This is a genomic window from Pseudoalteromonas phenolica, assembly GCF_044788725.1.
Lineage (GTDB): Bacteria > Pseudomonadota > Gammaproteobacteria > Enterobacterales > Alteromonadaceae > Pseudoalteromonas > Pseudoalteromonas phenolica_C.
In genome coordinates this window covers 154,956-177,247 of record NZ_CP173161.1, presented here as the reverse complement: position 1 = coordinate 177,247, position 22,292 = coordinate 154,956, and the positions used below count along the sequence as shown (strand labels likewise).

15 protein-coding genes and 4 tRNA genes are annotated in these 22,292 nt (G+C 42.8%); 7 read left to right on the top strand and 12 right to left on the bottom strand.

Translation table 11 applies throughout. The annotated features are described in order from the left end of the window. The first annotated feature begins 156 nt into the window (after window positions 1-156). A complete protein-coding gene (locus ACH784_RS00805; protein WP_404392689.1) occupies window positions 157-1,353 on the top strand; it encodes a dipeptidase in 1,197 nt (398 codons plus the stop codon). 154 nt (window positions 1,354-1,507) lie between these two features. Here the strand turns inward: ACH784_RS00805 and ACH784_RS00800 are convergent, their stop codons facing one another. From ACH784_RS00800 to murB, 9 genes are all read right to left on the bottom strand, one after another. Beyond that, entirely contained in the window at window positions 1,508-2,020 is a 513-nt protein-coding gene (locus ACH784_RS00800; RefSeq protein WP_404392687.1) for a hypothetical protein, read from the bottom strand. 213 nt (window positions 2,021-2,233) lie between these two features. After that, window positions 2,234-3,418, bottom strand: a complete 1,185-nt coding sequence (gene tuf / locus ACH784_RS00795; RefSeq protein ID WP_404392685.1) for an elongation factor Tu — start codon at window positions 3,416-3,418, stop codon at window positions 2,234-2,236. Between the two features lie 138 nt (window positions 3,419-3,556). Further along, window positions 3,557-3,632, bottom strand: a tRNA-Thr gene (locus ACH784_RS00790). Window positions 3,633-3,644: 12 nt separating this feature from the next. Continuing rightward, window positions 3,645-3,719: transfer RNA gene (locus ACH784_RS00785), tRNA-Gly, on the bottom strand. A gap of 45 nt (window positions 3,720-3,764) precedes the next feature. Then, window positions 3,765-3,849, bottom strand: a tRNA-Tyr gene (locus ACH784_RS00780). Window positions 3,850-3,896: 47 nt separating this feature from the next. Beyond that, window positions 3,897-3,972, bottom strand: a tRNA-Thr gene (locus ACH784_RS00775). A 121-nt stretch (window positions 3,973-4,093) separates the two neighbouring features. Beyond that, window positions 4,094-4,798, bottom strand: coding sequence for a type III pantothenate kinase (locus tag ACH784_RS00770; RefSeq protein ID WP_404392683.1), 705 nt, complete (start codon window positions 4,796-4,798; stop codon window positions 4,094-4,096). Then, a complete protein-coding gene (gene birA, locus ACH784_RS00765) occupies window positions 4,795-5,796 on the bottom strand; it encodes a bifunctional biotin--[acetyl-CoA-carboxylase] ligase/biotin operon repressor BirA (RefSeq protein WP_404392681.1) in 1,002 nt (333 codons plus the stop codon). Before birA ends, ACH784_RS00770 begins: the two co-directional genes overlap by 4 nt. Next, window positions 5,793-6,803 carry a UDP-N-acetylmuramate dehydrogenase gene (gene murB / locus ACH784_RS00760; RefSeq protein ID WP_404392679.1) on the bottom strand — a complete coding sequence of 337 codons (1,011 nt, stop codon included), beginning with the start codon at window positions 6,801-6,803 and terminating at the stop codon, window positions 5,793-5,795. Before murB ends, birA begins: the two co-directional genes overlap by 4 nt. A 130-nt stretch (window positions 6,804-6,933) precedes the next feature. Between murB and ACH784_RS00755 the strand changes: the two genes are divergently transcribed. Then, the gene (locus ACH784_RS00755; protein WP_404392677.1) at window positions 6,934-8,778 is read left to right on the top strand and encodes a M1 family metallopeptidase; all 1,845 of its coding nucleotides are present in this window, start codon (window positions 6,934-6,936) and stop codon (window positions 8,776-8,778) included. An 80-nt stretch (window positions 8,779-8,858) separates the two neighbouring features. Here ACH784_RS00755 and ACH784_RS00750 read toward each other — a convergent pair whose 3' ends face one another. Continuing rightward, window positions 8,859-9,446, bottom strand: a complete 588-nt coding sequence (locus ACH784_RS00750) for a DUF2057 family protein (protein ID WP_404392675.1) — start codon at window positions 9,444-9,446, stop codon at window positions 8,859-8,861. A 136-nt stretch (window positions 9,447-9,582) separates the two neighbouring features. Here ACH784_RS00750 and ACH784_RS00745 point away from each other — a divergent pair, with 136 nt between their 5' ends. From ACH784_RS00745 to ACH784_RS00725, 5 genes are all read left to right on the top strand, one after another. After that, window positions 9,583-9,954 (top strand): histidine triad nucleotide-binding protein, encoded by a 372-nt coding sequence (locus tag ACH784_RS00745; protein WP_404392673.1) that lies wholly within the window; start codon window positions 9,583-9,585, stop codon window positions 9,952-9,954. Between the two features lie 226 nt (window positions 9,955-10,180). Next, window positions 10,181-10,837, top strand: coding sequence for a response regulator transcription factor (locus ACH784_RS00740; RefSeq protein ID WP_404392671.1), 657 nt, complete (start codon window positions 10,181-10,183; stop codon window positions 10,835-10,837). A 98-nt stretch (window positions 10,838-10,935) separates the two neighbouring features. Beyond that, complete coding sequence (locus ACH784_RS00735) at window positions 10,936-13,095, top strand: ATP-binding protein (RefSeq protein ID WP_404392669.1); 2,160 nt, start codon at window positions 10,936-10,938, stop codon at window positions 13,093-13,095. Between the two features lie 98 nt (window positions 13,096-13,193). Continuing rightward, window positions 13,194-16,547, top strand: coding sequence for an amidohydrolase family protein (locus tag ACH784_RS00730; RefSeq protein WP_404392667.1), 3,354 nt, complete (start codon window positions 13,194-13,196; stop codon window positions 16,545-16,547). A gap of 213 nt (window positions 16,548-16,760) precedes the next feature. Beyond that, a complete protein-coding gene (locus tag ACH784_RS00725) occupies window positions 16,761-20,051 on the top strand; it encodes a methyl-accepting chemotaxis protein (protein ID WP_404392665.1) in 3,291 nt (1,096 codons plus the stop codon). Between the two features lie 43 nt (window positions 20,052-20,094). Here the strand turns inward: ACH784_RS00725 and ACH784_RS00720 are convergent, their stop codons facing one another. After that, window positions 20,095-21,426, bottom strand: coding sequence for an IS4 family transposase (locus tag ACH784_RS00720; protein ID WP_404389461.1), 1,332 nt, complete (start codon window positions 21,424-21,426; stop codon window positions 20,095-20,097). Between the two features lie 127 nt (window positions 21,427-21,553). Further along, a complete protein-coding gene (locus ACH784_RS00715; RefSeq protein WP_404392663.1) occupies window positions 21,554-22,156 on the bottom strand; it encodes a hypothetical protein in 603 nt (200 codons plus the stop codon). Window positions 22,157-22,292: the final 136 nt, after the last annotated feature.

Below are 22,292 nucleotides of genomic sequence, written 5' to 3'. Positions count from 1 at the left end.
GGCTGTGCGCCTCTGTTGGGTATAACTATATGGAAAACACCCCATGGCAATTTGCGAAAAGTGATAAATGGTCAGAAAAGAGGATAAGCGGAGAATATACATGACGAAGAAATTGTTGTTACAATCAGGTCACTTAAAACAAAAAAAGACTGAGCCATGAAAGCAACTTTTACTCTTGCCGCACTCGCGTTAGCAGTTGCCAGTGCAAACCTATCAGCAGCAGAAAAGCAATACTCTGCATCTGAACGTGCAGAACGTATTGCTAAACAAAACATTCTAATCGACACCCATATCGACGTGCCTTATCGCATCGCCGAAAAATGGGATGATGTCAGTAAGGCAACCGAAGGTGGTGACTTTGACTATCCTCGTGCGAAAAAAGGTGGCTTGAATGTGCCATTTATGTCGATTTATATTCCTGCTAGCTTAGAGTTCGAAGGTAAAGGGAAAAGCTATCAGTTAGCGAATGAGCTGATCGATGGCATGGAAGCATTAGTATTCCGTGCGCCTAAAAAATTCGCAATGGCCTATTCATATAAAGATGCATACACCCATTTTAAACTAGGCAAAATGTCGATTGCCATGGGTATGGAAAACGGCTCGCCGATGGAAGGCGATATGAAGAACTTAAAGCACTTCTATGATCGCGGTGTACGCTATATCACTCTGGCTCATTCGCAGAGTAACCACATCTCAGATTCATCTTATGACGTGCGTAGAAAGTGGAAAGGCTTAAGTCCATTCGGTAAAGATCTGGTCAAAGAAATGAACAACATCGGCATGTTAATCGATGTATCGCATATTTCTGACGATGCGTTTTATCAGGTAATGGAGTTGTCAAAAGTACCTGTAATTGCATCGCACTCTTCACTACGCAAGTACACGCCGGGCTTTGAGCGAAATATGGATGACAAAATGCTATTAGCTTTAAAGAAAAATGGCGGTGTGATCCAAATTAACTTTGGCTCGAGCTTTGTGACTAGTGCCTCGCGTGGTTGGTACGACAAACGTAATGCAGCTAAAAAAGAAGCCGAAGACAGTGGTAAGCAAACCACAGATTTCGCAGCTGCTTATCGCGCTAAAAACCCATTCCCATTCGCAACTTTAGAACAAGTGCTTGATCACATTGATCACGTCGTAAAACTCATTGGTATCGACCACGTTGGTATCGGTTCTGACTACGATGGCGTAGGTGACTCACTGCCTATCGGCTTAAAAGATGTATCAACTTATCCAAACCTTGTACAAGGCCTATTAGACAGAGGCTATAGCGAAGGTCAGATTAAGAAGATCTTAGGTGGCAACACCATGCGTGTATGGCGCCAAGCCGAAGAATACGCAAAACAGTACTAGTGCAAAAGGTTACCGACTGCGAACGTAGTGAGGGCGGTCTTTTTGCGCAAGGTGAAATGAGTAAGTTTAACAAGCGCTGACCTTCACCTATATTATGAGAGCGTGCCGCGCTCTCATTCCCTTTGCGCTAGGTGAAATGAGCCAGTTTAAAGATCTACCTCTTTAACTCTTGCAGTACGTCTAAAGTTGTACCTTTTATACTTTCATATAGTGCTTCGTAGCAAGCATTTCTTTCTTCATCTATTTTAGAGTAACGAACTAGTTCTTTTGGAGAATACTCATTCATTTGAGAATTTATTGTTAGTTTAAGGCTAGCGTCTGATTCTCCAAGAAAAAAATCACACAAGTTAACCAACTGCTCAACTAATTTTTCTTTTTGGATTAAAGTTCTAGCTCTATCTTTGATCGAGTAGAGAAGTTGTTTTTCCTCATCACGTACTTGATTACTAAAAAAATCTACAAGCAATCTACCTCCTTGAGCACTAGTAAGATCCTTTAACTCATATAGTTTTATACATAGGTCGTTATTTAACTGCATTTTAGAAAGTCTAACTGCTTGTTCAGAAATCCTTTGGGTTTTATGAGCAATCCATAATGTCACCCCTGCAATTAAAGCCGTTATGATAGCAATTACAATCATAAGAATATCAGCAACACTTAGTGCCATATAAATCTTCCTAAATATCGGTATGTAAATAACAAGTACGAAAAACACCATATCCCAAACAGGGAGTTTTTCTTCAATTACATCAATTACGCTATACAAAACAATTCCATGTATTGACTCAGAGCTTCATACTATCTTTCTTACAGGCATTAAAAAAGGCCGCACCTTTTACAAGGAAACGACCTTTTTCACAGTGTTACTGCAATCTGTAGATTATTCTACGATTGTAGCTACAACACCAGCACCTACTGTACGGCCACCTTCACGGATAGCGAAACGTAGACCTTCGTCCATCGCGATTGGTACGATTAGGTCAACAGTCATCTTGATGTTGTCACCAGGCATTACCATTTCTACGCCTTCTGGTAACTCTACGTTACCTGTTACGTCAGTTGTACGGAAGTAGAACTGTGGACGGTAGCCTTTGAAGAATGGAGTATGACGGCCACCTTCATCTTTAGATAGTACGTATACTTCTGAAGTGAACTTAGTGTGCGGCTTGATTGAACCAGGCTTACATAGAACCTGACCACGCTCAACTTCGTCACGCTTAGTACCACGTAGTAGTGCACCGATGTTCTCACCTGCACGACCTTCGTCTAGAAGCTTACGGAACATTTCAACACCCGTACAAGTTGTCTTCGTAGTTTCTTTGATACCTACGATTTCAACTTCGTCGTTCACGTTGATGATACCAGCTTCAACACGGCCTGTTACTACTGTACCACGACCCTGGATTGAGAATACGTCTTCGATAGGCATGATGAATGGCTTATCGATGTCACGCTCTGGCTCTGGGATGTAAGAATCTAGTGCTTCTGCAAGCTCTACGATCTTGTCTTCCCACTCTTTCTCGCCTTCTAGTGCTTTAAGAGCTGAACCTTGGATTAGTGGTAGGTCATCACCTGGGAAGTCGTACTCAGAAAGTAGTTCACGAACTTCCATCTCTACTAGCTCTAGTAGCTCTTCGTCGTCAACCATGTCACATTTGTTCATGAATACGATGATGTAAGGTACACCAACCTGACGAGAAAGTAGGATGTGCTCACGTGTTTGAGGCATAGGACCGTCAGTAGCCGCAACTACTAGGATCGCGCCGTCCATCTGTGCAGCACCAGTGATCATGTTTTTAACATAGTCAGCGTGTCCTGGACAGTCTACGTGTGCGTAGTGACGAGTTGGAGTATCGTACTCAACGTGTGAAGTTGAGATTGTGATACCACGCTCACGCTCTTCTGGAGCGTTGTCGATTGATGCGAAGTCTTTCGCTTCACCACCGTATACTTTTGCAAGTACGTTAGTGATTGCTGCAGTTAGAGTTGTTTTACCGTGGTCAACGTGGCCGATTGTACCTACGTTTACGTGCGGTTTCGAACGTTCAAACTTTTCTTTTGCCATGACGGAACCTATAAGTAAGATTTATGTGTATCTAGATTACATATAAAAATAACCCGCAAAATGCAGATTAAAATTATTCTTCAATTATTAAGTATTTTTATGACAAGTCAAAGGAAGTATTTTGGAAGATTCTTGGACTGGTGCTGATAGGCAGATTTGAACTGCCGACCTCACCCTTACCAAGGGTGCGCTCTACCGACTGAGCTATATCAGCACACCAGAACTCTGGAGCGGGCAGCGGGAATCGAACCCGCATCATCAGCTTGGAAGGCTGAGGTAATAGCCATTATACGATGCCCGCTTTAGGAACCTGTTATTCAACTACCTCTAACCGTCAAGAATAAAGTGGTGGAGGGGGCTGGATTCGAACCAGCGAAGGCAGAGCCGTCAGATTTACAGTCTGATCCCTTTGGCCGCTCGGGAACCCCTCCACGTCAAAAATTCTTGCCTAAAGCGCCTCATAGTGAGGGTAAATAAATGGTGCCGACTATCCGAGTCGAACGGATGACCTACTGATTACAAGTCAGTTGCTCTACCAACTGAGCTAAGTCGGCACTGCTTTAGTACGGGGCAGGATTCTAGAGCAAGGTTTGGGGTGATGCAACAAGAATCTTAAAAAAAATCAAAGTTTCTTGTTCAAACGCTCATATTTGCAACAAAAAAGCCCAAAAACACCTATTTGTGTATGAATTCACACCAATTTCTCAGCCCTTTTAAAACAAGGTCATCGATAAAGACACTGGGTTTAGCAAAATGAAGTTGAAGTAACTCACCATAGCCACCAGCAAAAATCACCTGAATCTCATCGCCATCACAATCTAATTGCGCTATACCCGCTTCCACAGCACCTAAGGTGGCTATCAAGGCACCATTTTTTACAGCATTTGGTGTATTTGTGCCAAGTTCTGGTAAAAACAAACTCTCTGAGTCTGAAAATACCTTTTGTGTGTTACTTACAAGACTGTCGATCATCATATCTAAACCGGGCAAAATCCACCCACCAAGATGCTCACCAGATTTAGTAACCACATCGACTTTACTCGCTGTGCCCGAGTCCACTACCACACAATGTCTATTTGGATATAAATAATGACAGGCAACCACACCCAACCAACGGTCAATGCCGAGATTTTGAAATTGCGGATAAGCACATTTAACTGCGCCAAGCTGCGCTGTCACATTTGCTTGTAATAAAGGAATGCTGAGCTGCTGTGCTTTAGCCGTGATATTTGCAAGCAGTTTGTCGGGCCCAACTTGCGCAATCGCGATTTCTTTAACCGCAGGCCAATTAATATCGGCTTCTTCAATAAAGGTGATGTTGCTATTTACTTCACTGGCAACTTTTAATGCGGTATTACCCACATCGACTAACAATCTCATTCATTTACTTCCTTACGCAATGAAATCTCTCCGCCATAGTAGCTTTTCACTTCGCCATCTTGGCGCAGTACAATGCCCCCTTGTGCATCTATGCCTTCACAAATACCGCGCCATTGTCTTTGCCCAGTAGAAAGACAAACCACTTCCCCTGCGAATGCATTTAATGCATTCCACTGTGTGACCATCTCGGTTAAGCCTGACACCTGATATTGCGCCAACCTTTCATCAAGGGCATAAGTTAAATATGCCACCAGCTTATCTTTATCTAGAACATGACTGTGGGAAGCTATGTCTGTCCAAGGTTGATCGATTTGCTGTGATGCCGTTTCGGGCATTTGTAAATTAATCCCAATACCAATCACTAAGTGACATGGCCCTTCAACCTGACCATCTAGCTCAACTAAAACACCAGCTAACTTTTTATGATTAAGATAAATATCGTTGGGCCACTTCAGTGCCACTTCTAACCCATAAAGCGCTTTTAAAGCATCATACACTGCAAGGCCCACCGCAATAGACACACCCATCGCTGCTTGCAATCCATCGTCTAAACGCCAGTAATAGCTGTAATACAGATTAGCACCAAATGGAGATTGCCAAGTACGGCCGCGACGACCCCGCCCTGCTTCTTGCATTTCAGCAACCAATACATGCCCTGAATTAATCGGCAATTTGTTTTGCACACGGCGCATTAATTCTGAGTTGGTTGAATCTATGATAGGCATCACTTCAAGCTGTTTTTTCTGCCCTGACAGTACATGGTAATAGTGATTTACTGCTGATTCATCAAGTAAAGGGACACTATGGTTGAGTTTGTAACCTTTACCACTGAGTTTAAAGATGTCGATGCCCATTTCTTGTAAAGACTTAATGTGTTTCGATACCGCAGCGCGAGAAATGTCTAAGCTTTCACCTAAATACTGTCCAGACACAAACTCTCCCTTATTAAGGGCTTTTAAAATAGCCAACTTGTTCCCTTGTGGTCCTTTATAACTCATGCTTGCACACCTTGTAGTTGTACATTGCCATTTGCAGCAATCACACGCACTTCATGTTCTAGTGGCACATTGAACTTTTGCCACACGCTTTGTTGAATATGTTGGATCATGGCTTTAAGCTCTGAGGCTGTGCCCGCACCTTGATTAACCAGTACTAAAGCTTGTTTGTGATATACGGCAATACCCCCTAACTCAAAGCCCTTGAGCCCGGCTTGTTCAATCAACCAGCCAGCGGCTAATTTAGTATGCTTAGTATCTACTGGATAATTTGGCATATCAGGATACTGCTTTAACAAAGCTTCTACCTGCCCGCTTCCCACAATGGGGTTTTTGAAAAAACTACCAGCATTGGCCAGCACTTTCGGATCCGGAAGTTTGCTTTGTCGTATTTCAATCACTTTGTTAAATACCTGCTGTGCGGTGACCGTATTTTTATCAAGCGATTGTAAAGGTCCATAGTTAAGCACAGGCTGCCATTGCTTAGGTAACTCAAACAGTACTTCAGTAATAATAAACTTATCTTTTAAAGCTTGTTTAAACACCGACTCTCTATAAGCAAAGTCACACTCAGCTTGCGCAAGTTCTACAAATTGCGCTTTGCCAATATCATAGCCTTTGACCGATTTAATGAACTGCCCAACTTCAACGCCATAAGCACCAATATTTTGAACAGGGGCAGCCCCCACTGTACCCGGGATTAATGCGAGGTTTTCAAAGCTAAATACGCCTTGTTCAAGTAAATGAATAACTAGCTGATGCCAATTCTCACCCGCAGCAGCTCGAACATGCCAAACATCTTGTTGCTCTATAACTGATATGCCTTTATTGGCTATCTTTAGCACTGTGCCAATAAAGTCTTCGATAAAGACCGTATTGCTACCCTCTCCCATTACATAGCAAGGTTTAGAAAAATCGAGCTGAGTGAGGTTATCGGGATGAGTGATGGTTATGAGCGCTGCACAGTGAGCTGGTAAAGCAAAAGTATGGAGCGTTTGGACTGATGGCACGTTCAACCTAACAAGTAATCTATTAATCTGGCTAGTTTACCCTAAGCACAATCCACACGCACCTATGTGAAGTTTTTCTTAAGCATGATATAAATGCCGCTCGTTTACTTAATCCGTGCAAGGATAAACAATGAAATTAACTGCTTTAGCCGCGAGCTTAATGCTGGCAGGTATCTCTCAAAGCGCTTTGGCAACACATGCTGTTGACGAGCACACTTATGCTAATTTAAAAGATGTAGTCAGCACCCATCTACATTTAGACCTAGACGTTGATTTTGCAGACAAGCAACTTGAAGGTTTCGTAGAGCACACCCTTGATTGGCGCAACGCGTCTGCGCGCACTTTAGTGCTAGATACGCGCGACCTTGAAATCGATAAAGTGATGTACCAAGGCAAAAACGGTCAATGGCATAAAGCAAGTTTTACCCTTGCAAAGCGTGATGATGTAAGAGGCGCTAAATTAACTATTCGCTTTAAAGAGCAAGCCAAAAAAGCCCGTGTTTACTACAATAGTTTACCGCAAGCGTCAGGCCTACAATGGTTAACACCAGTACAAACTGCCAGTAAAACACACCCGTTTATGTACAGTCAGTCACAAGCTATTCATGCGCGTAGCTGGATCCCTGTACAAGACACGCCGGCAATGCGCACAACCTACACTGCCCGTATTCAGACTCCAAAAGATGTTCGTGCGGTCATGAGTGCAGATAACTCAGAAGCATTTGTCAAAGACGGCGACTATTGGTTTGATATGCCACAAGCTATTCCACCATACTTAATCGCTATTGGTGCAGGTAACCTTGAATATAAAGAAATGTCGCACCAGACTGCGATTTTCGCAGAGCCACAAATTCTTGATGCCTCGGTTGCTGAATTTAACGACACGCAAGCGATGATCGATAAAACAAACCGCATGTATGGCGAATATGCTTGGGGTCGTTACGACTTACTAATGCTACCACCAAGCTTCCCGTTTGGCGGTATGGAAAACCCACGCCTGTCATTCATCACCCCAACCGTTGTTGCAGGTGACAAGAGCTTAGTTAATCTAATTGCCCATGAACTTGCGCACTCTTGGTCAGGCAACCTTGTGACAAATGCAACGTGGGAAGACTTATGGCTAAATGAAGGTTTCACCTCTTATGTTGAAAACCGCATTATGGAAGAAGTGTTTGGCCGCGACCGTGCCGTAATGGAGCAAGCATTAGATGCCGCGGGCCTGCGCGCACAACTTGGCAACATTCCGGCTCCAGATACCCGCCTAAACTTAAAGCTAAATGGTCGCGATCCAGATGATGCGTTCAGCAAAGTGCCCTATATCAAAGGTCAGTTATTCCTAATTTACTTAGAAGAAAAGTTTGGCCGTGCACGCTTTGACGAATTCGTAAAAGGCTACTTTGCCAAGTATTCGTTTAAGTCTCTAACCACCGCTGAGTTTGTTGAATACCTAAATACGCACCTACTAGAAAAACACCCTGGTATCGTTTCTCTAGAAAAAGCCAAAGAGTGGATTTTTGAACCTGGCTTACCTGCGGATGCGCCAAACCCAACTTCAGATGCGTTTAATAAAGTCGATGCTGCAACAGCGGCTTGGTTAAAAGGTGACAAAGACCTAGCAGACCTACCAACGAACGATTGGACAGTGCACGAGTGGTTACACTTCTTAAATAACCTGCCGCGAGATTTAAGCCTAGATAAAATGGCGAAGTTAGATTCAGCATTTAACCTAACTAATTCAACCAACGCCGAGCGTGCGTTTGCTTGGTATATGTTAGCCGTAGGTAATGGTTATGAGGCCATTTATCCGGCACTGGATAAGCACTTAACCAGCATTGGCCGCCGTAAGCTCATCGTGCCTTTATACAAATCACTTGTTAAACATGGCAAGCGCGACTGGGCGCAAAAGGTATATAACAATGCACGTCCGGGTTATCACCCGTTAGCGCAAGGTACTGTAGACGCGATTTTTAAATAAGCGAAATGCAAAAAGCAAAAAGGGCCATATGGCCCTTTTGTTTTCTATAGCTCAATTTAACAAATGCACTTGAATCGTGTTTAATTCACTTTAACCGCTTTCAAAAACGCCTCTCGCTGCTTTTTATCAGCTTGCTGCCACCAATAGTGCAACATAAGTTCAGCACTTGGATGCGTCACCCCTTCAACCGCCTTTCTACTTACTGGGGCTACTGTTTGTGGAGCGCTTTTTACACGCTCAGCAACTACGGGAGCAACCTCTACTTCAGGCTTTACTGCTACAGCTTTTTGTTGCGAATTATTAGGAGTAACCACATAAACAGCGGGAGATTGCGCAAATTGTTCTGCAGCTTCTATATCTTTTGCCCTGTTAAAACCGATTTTATATTTACCATCTTGAGTAATACTTACCTCAACCCAAAAAGGCTCGGACGACACAGTTTGGTGCTCGTCGTAATCTAACTCATAAAGATCACTATATTTAAGCTGCACTTTATGTGTTCCCACTGGCAGGTCAAAATCGAGCTTTTTGCTGAATAACGAATGCTCAACTTTTTCTCCATTTACTTTTAGCGGAATAAGCTCTTCAGGAAAGCTTAATGTCGCAGCTTGAACAAGACCACAACTGCTTATTAACAAAGCAAAAAACAGCCCTTTTATTTGATTCACTTCACTCTCCTTCTTGTAATTTTATAATCTTACCGATTGCAGTTTGACAGCTCAGCAATTCTTTGTCATTAGTGTATAGATACTAAAACAGTCTAATAAACCGATAGATAGCAACAACATACTTTTAGGATAAACCATGGCCGAAGCCACTATTTTTGACAAGATTATTAGTAAAGAAATCCCAGCCGATATCATCTATGAAGACGAACACACACTTGCTTTTAAAGATATTAACCCGCAGGCACCTTTTCATGTACTGGTGATCCCAAAAACACCTGTCGCAACAATCAACGATATTAATGAAACTAACGCGCATTTAATTGGTCAACTTTATGTGGTAGCGGCCAAGCTAGCAAAAGAGCATGGCTTTGCCGAAGATGGCTATCGAGTAGTTATGAACTGTAACGAACATGGCGGTCAAACTGTCTATCACATCCATTTACATGTGCTTGCAGGTCTTGAAATGGGCTGGCCACCATTCACAAGTAAGAAAAAAGAATTAATTTAAAAAATTCCTTGCTAATAGTTACAAATGAATAAGCTATTAATGCGACTAACAAAATAATAACATTTTCAAACGGTTAAAACTGAAAATGCCAATTAGTCGCATTATTTAACAAAAACGCTTGTATATATAGCAAAATTTTCTATATTTTTAGTAACAAACTCATACAAAAGGTCTGAGTCGCGTGTTAGCATTAAAGCAATAATTTGAATGAGAGCGTCCATTTAAAATGAGCAGTACCGCCTTTTTACTACTAGATAAAGATCCAATTAACACAATTGGTATTAATGTCCTTCAACCTTTACTTAAAACCCAAGGTTTAGAAGTCACCACCGGCACCGATATTACAGAGGTACCTGAAGACACAAGATTGTTATTCATCGAAACCGCACAAAACGATGCATGGAACAAACTAAAAGAACATTTAGTAAAGCTGAAAGTAAATTGCGATATTGTGTTATTTAACTTAGACGAAAACCCAGAGCTTGCAAATCGCGCGCTGCTAAGTGGTATTCGCGGTGTGTTTTACACCACAGATAACGCTGATGTACTAATGAAGGGGATCCGTTTATTAATGGAAAACCAGCTTTGGTATCGTCGTGACATCATGTGTAATGCCCTAAACCGTATGTTGCAGTTTAACAAAGATGCCCTTCACAAACTGACTGAAGGCGATATCGAGCCAGTTAAACTCACTAAACGTGAAAAAGCGATTATTTCACTCATGAGTAAAGGTGCGAAGAATAAAGAAATCGCTGAAGACCTAAACATCAGCCCACACACAGTGAAAACACACCTTTACAGTGCTTTCAGAAAGACTAAGTGTCGTAACCGAATCGAACTTCTGTCTTGGGCACAACAAAATATTCCAGACGAAATTCGTTAATAGAATGTTCTAAAATTGAGGAAGCTAAGCTTCCTCTTTCTTTACCTGTTCCCATCTTCCCTCTATGCTAGAGCAATTATTTAATAAGTTCGACGCGTATGTTTGATCCAAAAACTCTCTATTTTACCAGCGGCGCCATGATGGCCATGATGACCTTGTTATGTTTCTTAACTTGGCGTACCAACAAAAACATACCCGGCACAGCAACTTATACTCTTTACCCTCTCGCCCTTTTCCTGGCAACGATTAGCTTTTCACTCCATGGTTACCTAGAGCATTGGCAAACTATCGGCATCGGTAACGCCCTATTATTTGGTGCATCGATTATTCATGTTATTGCTATCAGTCAATTTTTTGATCACAAAGGGTGGGAGTTAAAAAGCTTCTTAGCGTTCACTGGGGTTTTGCTCATTGCATTAGGTTATTACAGTATCATTGATGATAATTTAAGAGCCCGAATTTGGATTTCTGACTTACAACATATTGCCGAAATCATATTATTACTTTCTTTGTTTTGGCGATTTTCTCGACCTTTATACCCCAATGGCAGTATTGTTTACGGTATTGTATTAATACTCTTGTTAATCGTTTTTGTCGGCCGCTCTATCATGATGGGAGACGTGACCCACATGACTATTATGCTCGACAATTGGTTCTCAACCACGGTTTTTGTCAACGGTGTTCTATCTCCTATTTTCTACGCTACGGGTATGGCACTTTTATGCAATGAACGCAGAGAACATCATTTAAATAAACTCACCGAAAAAGCACAAAAAGACCTAGAAATTCGAGGGTTATTCTTATCAACCGTCAGCCATGAGATCCGCACCCCATTGAATGGCATTTTAGGCAGCGCACAATTGGTATTAAGTCGTACCAAGAGTCCTAAAAACAAGGCCTATTGCGAAGCCATTATTAATTCAGCAGAGTCTCTCAACTTACTTATAGAAAAAGTGCTGGATTACGCCAGCCTTGAACAAAGTGACGAGTCATTGTATGAAGAAGACATTGAACTGAAAAGTTGGCTAAACAATTTATGTTTATTGCTCACGCCATTAGCCGAACAAAAGCAACTTAAGTTTGAACTTGATTACGACCTACCAGAACAAGCTTGTTATTACTGCGATCAGCAAAAACTACGTCAGGTTATTATTAATCTTGTTGGTAACGCCATTAAGTTTACTGATTCTGGCTCAGTGAAAATAAAAGTTCACCTCGAGCAAGACAGCGCCATGGCACATACTGTTACCTTTAGCGTGATCGATTCAGGCCCAGGTATTGAAGGAGACGATATAGAAAAGCTCACTCAACCTTATGTACAAAGCAATGCCGGTAAAGTGAAAGGCGGCACCGGTCTTGGTCTTGCAATTACCGCGCGCTTACTTGAACGTCTAGGTTCAAAACTAGAAATTGCCAGTCAGTTAAATAAAGGCAGTGTGTTTAGCTTCAGCTTAAATCTTGCAATAGGTGAACTGAGCTTAGTGCCTCAACGTCAACACGAACAAGATTGTGTAACGGGTCTTAATATCTTATTGGTTGAAGATTTAGAGTTAAACCAAAAAATTGCCATAGAGTTTATGGCTGAAGATGAGCACAAAGTGAAGCTGGCAACCACAGGGCAATCCGCCCTTGAGTTACTTAAAGATCACCAGTTTGATGCAGTGCTGCTCGATATGAACTTGCCTGACTTAACCGGCCAAGAAGTGCTTAAATCGCTGAAAAAGATAGAGCATAAAAACCAGCGCACTCCGTTTCTGGCATTCACCGCGAGCCTCAGCCCAGATGAAGTCAAAGAATATATGACGCTGGGTATCAAAGACATCGTGGCTAAGCCCATCAAACAAGAGAAACTTCGCCAAGCACTGAGTGACTCACAAACACTGAAAGAGCCAACCATCAGCGTCGAACTGGCGGATGTCCTTTACGATGAAACCGCAGCCACTTCACTTCAGAAAAACTTTAATGAAGACGAAGTGTCTTCTATTTACAACGAGTTTGTGCTTTCTGCGCGCAACAAATTAATTAGCATTCAACAGCAATTAGACATAGACAACGACCAATGTATAAAAATGCTGCATCGCCAAGCGAGCACAGCCTTACAATTAGGCTTTAATCGCTATGGGCAAATGCTAAAAACCATCGAGCGTCGTTTACTAGAAGATAAATCTGCCCACGAAGAGCTCACCCAAGCCATGGTTTTATGGCAAGAAAGCTTAGCGGCATATTTGCAGTTTGTTCGCACTCAAACGCTAAATTAAAGCACTTTATCGCGCAGAGTCGACACACTAAATTAAATTCGTCATGCTAGTGACAAGTGCATTGAAAGTGCACATATAACAAAACAAAGGGAACCATTATGGCATTACTTAAAACACCACTGGCGCTGGCCGTCAGTTTAGCCGTATTCGGTGCAAGTGCTCCTGCGCTTGCTAATGCTGATAGTAAAGCAACCGATAAGGCCGCTGTAAAAACTGAAGCTAAAAAATCAGACAAGTGGGATGTACTAAACCCACCAGGTGAAAAGCAAACCATCACCATCGACACTAACGAAACGACATGGAGTAACCTAGACGTTAGTCCTGATGGCAAAAGTATTATTTTCGATATGTTAGGCGACATCTATGTAATGCCTATCTCAGGCGGTAAAGCGACTGCGATTACCAATGACAGAGCGTGGAACTTCCAACCTAAATTCTCTCCGGACGGGTCTAAAATCGCATTTATCTCTGACCGTGAAGGCGCAGAAAACCTATGGGTTATGGATGTGAACGGCGAGAACATGCGTAAAGTGTCTGGCGAATCTCACAACCTACTTCATAACCCAGCTTGGTCACCAGATGGCCAATATATCGCGGTTAAACAAGGTCAAGTAACAGGTCGTACAATTCCTGGTGGTTCAATCCGCATGTATCACATTTCAGGTGGTAAAGGCGTAGTTGTGCGTGAACGCCTACACGGTGCGAAGTCACAGAAGAACGTTGCAGAGCCAGCTTTCTCAACAGACGGTAAGAAAATTTACTACTCAGTTGATGCAACGGCAGGTGTACGCTGGCAGTACAACAAAAATGCGCTTGATTCAGTCTTTGAGATCCGCTCTTGGGATTTAGCAACCGGTGAAGAAGAAACTGTGATCCGTGGCTCAGGTGGTGCAATTCGTCCAACGCCAAGCCCAGACGGTAAATCGCTTGCGTTTGTAAAACGTATCGAGAATGGCAAAATCATGCAAAGCGCTTTGTATATCAAAGATCTTAAGTCTGGTATCGAAACAGAAATCTTTGCAGGCCTAGACCGTGACTTACAAGAAGCTAACGGTGCACAAGGTAACACGCCAGCATTTGCTTACACGCCAGACGGTAAAGCATTAGTGTTCTGGTCGGGCGGTGTATTCCACAAAGTCGACATTGCTAGCAAACAAGCACAAGTGATCCCAACCCGTGTTGTGGCTGAAAAGCAAATCACGCCAGCGCTGAAGTTTGCGGTAGACGTTGCCCCTGACACATTCAAAGTGAAACTGGCACGTTGGTCACAAGTTTCTCCAGATGGTAAAACAGCCCTATTCCAAGCACTTGGTCACCTTTACACTAAAGATATCGCGTCAGGTAAAGTAAAGCGCGTGACTAAGCAAAACGATCACTTTGAGTTCTACCCTAGCTTCTCTCGTGATGGCAAATATATTGTCTATACAAGCTGGGATGACCAAGATTTAGGCGCGGTTCGCGTGGTATCTGCAAAAGGTGGTAAAGGCAAAGTGATCACGCAAGAGCCTGGTCACTACATCAACCCAAGTTTCTCACCAGATGGTAAAAAAGTACTTTATCGCAAAGTAACCGGTGGTTACTTACTCAGTGGTGACTGGTCAATGGAACCGGGCATTTACTTAACCAGCGTTAAAGGCGGTGAAGCAAAGCGCATCATCAAACGTGGTGACAACCCACACTTTGGCGCTGACAGCGACCGTATTTTCTTCAATGTTGCAAGCAGCGAAACTAGCCGAGAACTTAAGTCAGTAGATTTAAACGGTCAGCAAGAGCGCTCACACTTCAAGGGTGAGTACATCTTTGACTACCGCGTATCACCAAACGGCAAATACGTGGCCTTCATTGAAAACTTCAATACCTTTGTAGCGCCATTCACAAGCACAGGTAAAACGCTATCAATTAACAAGGGCACTAAATCATTCCCTGTTAAGCAAGTGTCTAAGTACTCTGGTGACTTCTTAAACTGGAAAGCTGACAGCAGCGCATTAACTTGGGCGTTTGGTCCGAACCTTTATCAGCGCAAGCTAACTGATACATTTGCGTTCTTAGAAGGCGCAGCAGATGACGTCAGCGAGCTAACGGCTGAAGGCATCGACTTAAGCTTCGAGAAAAAAGCCGATAAGCCAGAAGGCCTACTAGCCCTAGTTGGCGGTAAAGTCGTTACTATGCGTAACGCTGACCAAGAGCAAGAAATCATCGAAGACGGTGTGGTGCTTATCGAAGACAACCGCATTATTGCAGTAGGTACGCGCAGCGATGTGAACATTCCTAGCAAAGCAAAGGTCATGGATATCTCAGGTAAAACTGTGATCCCAGGCCTTGTTGATGCACACGCGCACGGCAGCTATGGTAGCCGTAACTTGCAGCCAGAGCAGAACTGGAACCAGTTCTCAAATGTGAGCTTTGGTGTTACAACCATTCACGATCCATCGAACGATTCAAACGAAGTGTTCTCAATGGCTGAACTTCAGCGCGCTGGTCTAACCGTTGCACCACGTATTTACTCTGTAGGTCGTATCTTATACGCAGGTAACGCACCGGGTTATAAAACGCCGATCAACAATCTTGAAGACGCGCAGTTCCACGTTAAGCGCCTGAAAGATGCGGGTGCTATCTCGGTGAAGAGCTACAACCATCCTCGTCGTGACACGCGCCAACAAGTGCTAGAAGCAGCAAAAGAAATGGAAATCATGGTAGTACCTGAAGGTGGTTCTAAGTTCCAACAGAACATGAATATGATCATCGACGGTCACACAGGTCTTGAGCACGCGCTACCAATTCCAAACATCTACTCAGACGTAGTTCAAATGTGGAGCCAAACTAAAGCGGGCTTTACACCTACGTTTAACGTGGCTTACGGTGGTATTAAAGGTGAAGATTACTTCTACGATAAAACAGAAGTATGGAAGAACGAGCGCTTAAAAGCATTCGTACCTGACTATATTCTAAACCCACGCTCAATTCGCCGCCCTACCGCACCTGAGCACCACTATAACCACATCAATGCCGCTAAGTCTGCGAAGCAGTTACGCGATAAAGGCGTTACAGTTCATATTGGTGCACACGGTCAACGTGAAGGTTTAGGCGCGCACTGGGAATTATGGTCAATGGCACAAGGTGGCTTCACAGCATGGGAAGCGTTACGCAGTGGTACAATCGATGGCGCTAAATACCTAGCGCTAGACAATGACATAGGTACCATTGAAAAAGGCAAGCTGGCTGACTTAGTGATCATCGACGGTGATGTATTAAACGATATTCGTCAGTCAGAAAAAGTAGCTTACACGGTACTAAACGGCCGTATCTACGATGCTGCAACCATGAACGAGGTAGGTAACTACAATCGTAAACGTCAGCCATTCTTCTTCGAAAACGGTAGCAAAGCACCTATGCACTCAGCAACCGAAGCCTACATGGAAGAAAAAGCACACAAATATCACTGGAAGCATTAATAACCTGAGTTCAGGTTAATTATTACAGTTTGATGTAGTGTAAAAACTTCAAAAGGCCGCAAATCAGCGGCCTTTTTTACATTCATAAAAAAATCACCTAAATCTGCAACAAAATTGGACGATAAGTGTAGACGCAACTAATAATTGTTCTAAACTTTGCACCTATATTAGTCACCATCTCAAGTAAGATGTAATCATAAAAAGGAATGCGCTATGACCAGCCCATTGACGTATTTCAGCTCGCTTAATTTGAGCCGAAAACTCATCGCCGCGTTTTTAACTGTGGCCCTTGTTCCCATCGTTGTAATTATTTCAATTGCGCTTTTTAAAGCGTCTTCAGCGTTAGAGCAACAAGCTTACTCACAACTCGCTGCTGTGGGAGAAATAAAGAAAAGTGCGGTCAGACGCCATTTTGAAAACGTAAAAGATAACCTTTATGCGTTAACCATTAACCCAAAAACAGCCGAAGCAAGCCAACAATTTATCGACGGCTTCAATCAAATTGATGGGGTTGTCAGTAAACCTCAGAGCTTACAACGCTATTACCAGCAAGACTTTAATAACAAATTTAAAGCTGAAAACCCAAACCAAGCGATGCCCGGCGAGATCATTAATGGTTTAAATGCACAAGCACTGGAATTACAAACCAGATATATTTCTGATAACCCTAACCCTCTTGGTGAAAAAATTAAGTTAGTTAGTACAGGTCATCAAGACAGTTATGATTTGGCACACCAAAAATTTCACCCTTTCTTTTCTGAAATAGCCGATATTTACGACTTGTACGATATTTTCATCGTCGACAATCAATCTGGAAACATTGTTTATTCAGTGTACAAAGAGCTCGATTACGCCACCTCTTTAACAAGTGGACCTTATTCGAACAGCAATATTGCGGCGGTTTTCAATCAAGCCAAAGATTTATTTAGCCAATCAGAATTTGCATTTGTTGACTATCAGCAATATGTGCCGTCTTATAATGCACCGGCGAGCTTTATTGCCGCGCCAATTATTTATGATGGTGCGCCACAGGCGACTCTGATCTTCCAACTATCAATTGATGCTCTTAATAAAATCATGACTGAGCGAGAAGGCTTAGGTGAAACCGGTGAAACTTACTTAGTCGGACCTGAAGGCCTGATGCGCTCAGACTCTTATTTAGACCCAGACAATCACTCTGTGATTAATTCATTTAAATATCCAAATAAAGGTAGCGTAAAAACCGAAGCATTCCGCTTGGCTATGTCGGGCCAAGAAGGTGAAAAAGTCATTACTGATTACAATGGCCAACCTGTGCTATCAGCTTATCGTCAACTCAATGTACTTGGGCATAATTGGGCGCTACTTGCTGAGATCGATGAGAAAGAAGCCTTTGCAGCAGTGACCATGTTGCGTAACTTGTTATTACTTATTTTGGTTATTTCCATCGCCTTGATAATTGCCGTTGCCGTATTTTTCGCACGCTCACTGACTCGACCTGTACATGATTTAATGGCCACGATGCGCCGCGTTGAAAAAGAAGGTGACTTTTCACTTCGTGCACCGATTTCTTCAAAAGATGAAATCGGCCGTTGCGCATTAGCATTCAACTCACTGTTAGAAGCACTACAAACTTCAATTAGCGCATCGAACCGCGTACTTAATCAAATGGCCGAGGGGAAATTCCACGACCGCATTCAAGTAGAATGTAAAGGTGAATTAAATACCCTTAAACAAGCAACCAACAATTGTGCAAACAGCTTAGATGTTGCCATAGGCGAAATTAATCATGTCATCAGCGCGATGTCACAGGGTCAATTCGACAAGCAGTTACAAGCACCTATGTCAGGGGATCTTGCTCATCTCAAAGACAACATTAATTGCTCTTTAAACTCGCTCGATAACACCATGAATGCGATTGTTGAAACCATGGCCAATGTCGCGAAAGGCAATTTTACCGACACCATTCAAGTTGAAGCACAAGGTAAGCTAAACGAGTTAAAGGTTAGCGTGAATGATTCTGTAAAAAGCATCAATGGTGCCGTTGCCGAGATTAATACGGTGATGGGTGCCATTCGTCAGGGGGATTTCTCTAAACGCGTTAACCTACCACTGCAAGGTCAACTTGAAGCACTGAAAGACGATATCAATTTCAGTGTTGCCAACCTTGCTGAAATCATTAAAGACATCAGTAATGTTATGTCTGCAGTAAGCCAAGGTGATTTCAAGCACACCATTGAGTGCGAGGCACAAGGTCAACTAGGGCAACTTAAACAAGATATTAATGCGTCAATCACTAGCCTAGATAAAGCCATGGGAGAGATTTCAGCGGTAATGATGGCAATTAGCCACGGCCGTTTCGACCGCACCATTGAATCACCAATGACAGGCCAGCTTAATACCCTGAAACAAGACATCAATCGCTCGGTATTAACCTTAGACCAAGTTATTCAAGAGCTTGCAAGTGTCATGGCGGCAATGTCTGAGGGTGACTTCACTCAGAAGATTGAGTCAGACCTACAAGGTCAGTTATTACAGCTCAAAGAAGACATTAATGGCTCAACCGATACTATTTCTGATGCCATCAATGAAGTGACACAAGTGCTTAGCGCAGTGGCTCAGGGTAATTTAACACACTCAATTAATAGTGATTACCAAGGGGTATTCTTAACCCTTAAGCATGATGTGAATAGCACCATTGCGAAACTTACAGAGGTGATCCAAGGCATTCAGATTGCCGCAAATCAAGTGTCACAAAGTGCTGGCGAAATCGCTAACAGCAACACCGAGATAAGCTCTCGTACAGAAGAACAAGCTGCCAACCTTGAAGAAGCCAGTGCCAGCACCAGCAATATGTTGGATGAAATTGGCCAAGTTGCCGACCAATCAGGTGTCGCTGTGCAATTGGCTGAAAGCGCTGAAGCCATAGCTAAAGAAGGTGGTTCACTATCGCACGATACAGTATTGGCGATTGACGAAGTTAACACGGCGAGCAAAGACATCAATGAAATCGTGTCTGTTATCGACGGCATCGCTTTCCAAACTAACTTACTCGCACTTAACGCTGCAGTAGAAGCGGCGAGAGCCGGTGATAATGGTCGCGGGTTTGCGGTTGTCGCTAACGAAGTTCGTGAATTGGCTGGTCGAAGCGCTGCGTCAGCTCGACAGATCAAAGACATCATCGCTAACTCAAATGCCAAAGTAGAGCAAGGCACTGAATTGGCGAATAGTTCGGGCCAAAAGCTAGAACAAATTGTCGGTGCAGTTGCGCAGGTGAATAATTCGATTGTGAAGATCAACCAATCGACCATGACTCAGCAACAGGCTATTCGAGAAGTTGATACGGTGGTACAGCGCCTTACTCATCTTATTCAGGAAAACTCGGCCATTACCGAAGAGACCATGGCTGCCGCGAAGCAAATGGCTGACCAAGCACACAATATGCGACGCTCATTAGAGTATTTCAATTTAGGTGAAAGTGAGTATGCCGAGCCAACTTTGCTGGTACATCACTACAACCGATAATACTTTACAATAAAAATAAAAACGGCCCATTGAGTAATGCCAGTCAGTTAAGAATTGACTGGCATTTTCTTTTATACGGATATTTCCTTGGTTTCTTTCTAACCTCTCTTGGGTATCTCCTATCAGGAAGCCGGTCTGGTAATACAAACAATCTTAGTGTTGTCAGCAGCTCTTCATAATGTACTGGCAACTTACTCGCACTGTGGATAGGAGTGAGCATAAAAAATGCGATGATATGGCGCATACATAAACTAAAACTAAGTTGTCTGGGTATCAGGATTTCTTCCGCTTTCGTTGCATCAATCATTGCAATGCGGATTAAGTTGTAAGCTAACAGTAGTCCCCATAACTCTTGACGTACCATATCTGGCTTTTTACTTCGTAATGCATGTTTAGACTGATGCAACCCTTGTTTCATTTCTCTAAAGCCCAACTCTATTTCCCAACGCTGAGTATAGACTTCTGTTAATTCATCATATGGATAACGCATGGGATCGATTAATGAACTCAGTACACGGTAGCTTTTCCCATCAACTTTATACGTAGTGAGTCGGGCGGTTATTTGCTCTGGTAAATCTTTAAATTTACTTTTAGCTTGAGGGCTAGTATGTAAAGAGATTATTTTATCTTCATCGCTGATATGACGTTCAACTTGGTATTGTAAATCCTTGCGAGCTGGTAACATCCAATGTGTATTTTTACCTTGTCTTTGCCACTGATATAAAAGGCCTAAAGAGTAATAGCCACGGTCAAATAGCGTTAAAGAGTCATCTGGGACAGACGATAAAAGTCTTTTGGCAAGTGTCATTTCCCCTACATGGCGTGCATCAAAGCTACTATCCAGTAATAGATGGCTTGATACCTCCATCAAACTACACATCCTGATTTGAGGATAACTGCCTTCACCAAATTGATTACTGTCACTACCAAACGCAATACGATTTTCTTCGTTATCTTGAGTTCTAAAGCTCACTCCATCAACAGCTAACAAATTCAGTCCACACCACTGCTCAAAGGCATGCTTGTAAAATGCTCTTTGGGCCAACAATCGAAACGAGTGACACACTGCATCAACCCCTAAACGTTGACGGCCTTGAACCAAAGCGCTGGGCGCAACCAGTTTATTTTTCCCCGGCAGCGTAATATCTAATCGGCTTGCGATATCCCATACTGTTTCGTTACGAAATAGGCTCATACCAATGACTGACCACATTATAGCTTCTAACGGCAACCTTCTTCGACGCACGGTTGCAACTCCAGCATATTCGAACGCCTGTTCAAGTATATCGGCATCAAGGACATTCTTTAGTTTATCCAGGGTGTGTACATCATCTAAAAACGAAGTTAGGTCGTCACAGTGATTAGAAAGAGGCATAAAAAAATCCGATATTAGTTTCCTAATATCGGATTCTGAACCCTTTAAAAGATCGGTCAACTGATCTATTTGTTTCTTAACTGATCAGCATTGGCCCATTGAGGGCCGTTTCTTTTATCAAACTCAGTTAATACTTTTCATTGAGCAGGGTTTGTAGCTCATCAATTTGCTCAGGTGTTAACTTGGTTTCTTTCAGTAATGACGTGATCAACTTAAACTCATGGTCGCCTTCACCATCTGCATCAAACGAGAACTTAAATACTTTAGGTGCTTTAGTTGGCTTAACTGGTTTTGGTGCACCTGGCGGTAACGGTGGCTCTGGTGGTAGGTGTAGCGCAAAATCTTCGCCACCATGTACAAACACCATTTTCTTGCCCTCTCCATCACCAGCAAAGGTCTGCACCACTTTGTCAGAGAAGAGAAACACACCATCTTCACCTTTTGTGTTGATTTGCGACAGCACCTCCTCTACTTTCGCTCGGGTTTCATCAGGCAAATCAGCCAGCTTTTCAGCTAGCACATCACCACCTAACTCCGCTTTATCAAGCTTAATGACTCGAACATCACTGTTGTGGCCTTCACTCACCATCACTTTTACATCATCATGAATTTGTTTAACTTTAATCACATGAAGTGCTTCTTTATCTGTTGCGTAACTGCTGGCCGCAAAAACAAAACCAGCTGCGGCAAGTGCCTTGACGACTTTTTTATACTTAATGGTTGAAAACATGATCTTCTCCTTATGGTGCGATTTATACACGCTAAAATAAAATGTCGACCTAGCTATAGAAAAAGGCATGCCAAATAACTTTTTATAATATATTCATGGCTTTACTAATTTTGCTTGGAAAAGCCAATGAAAAATA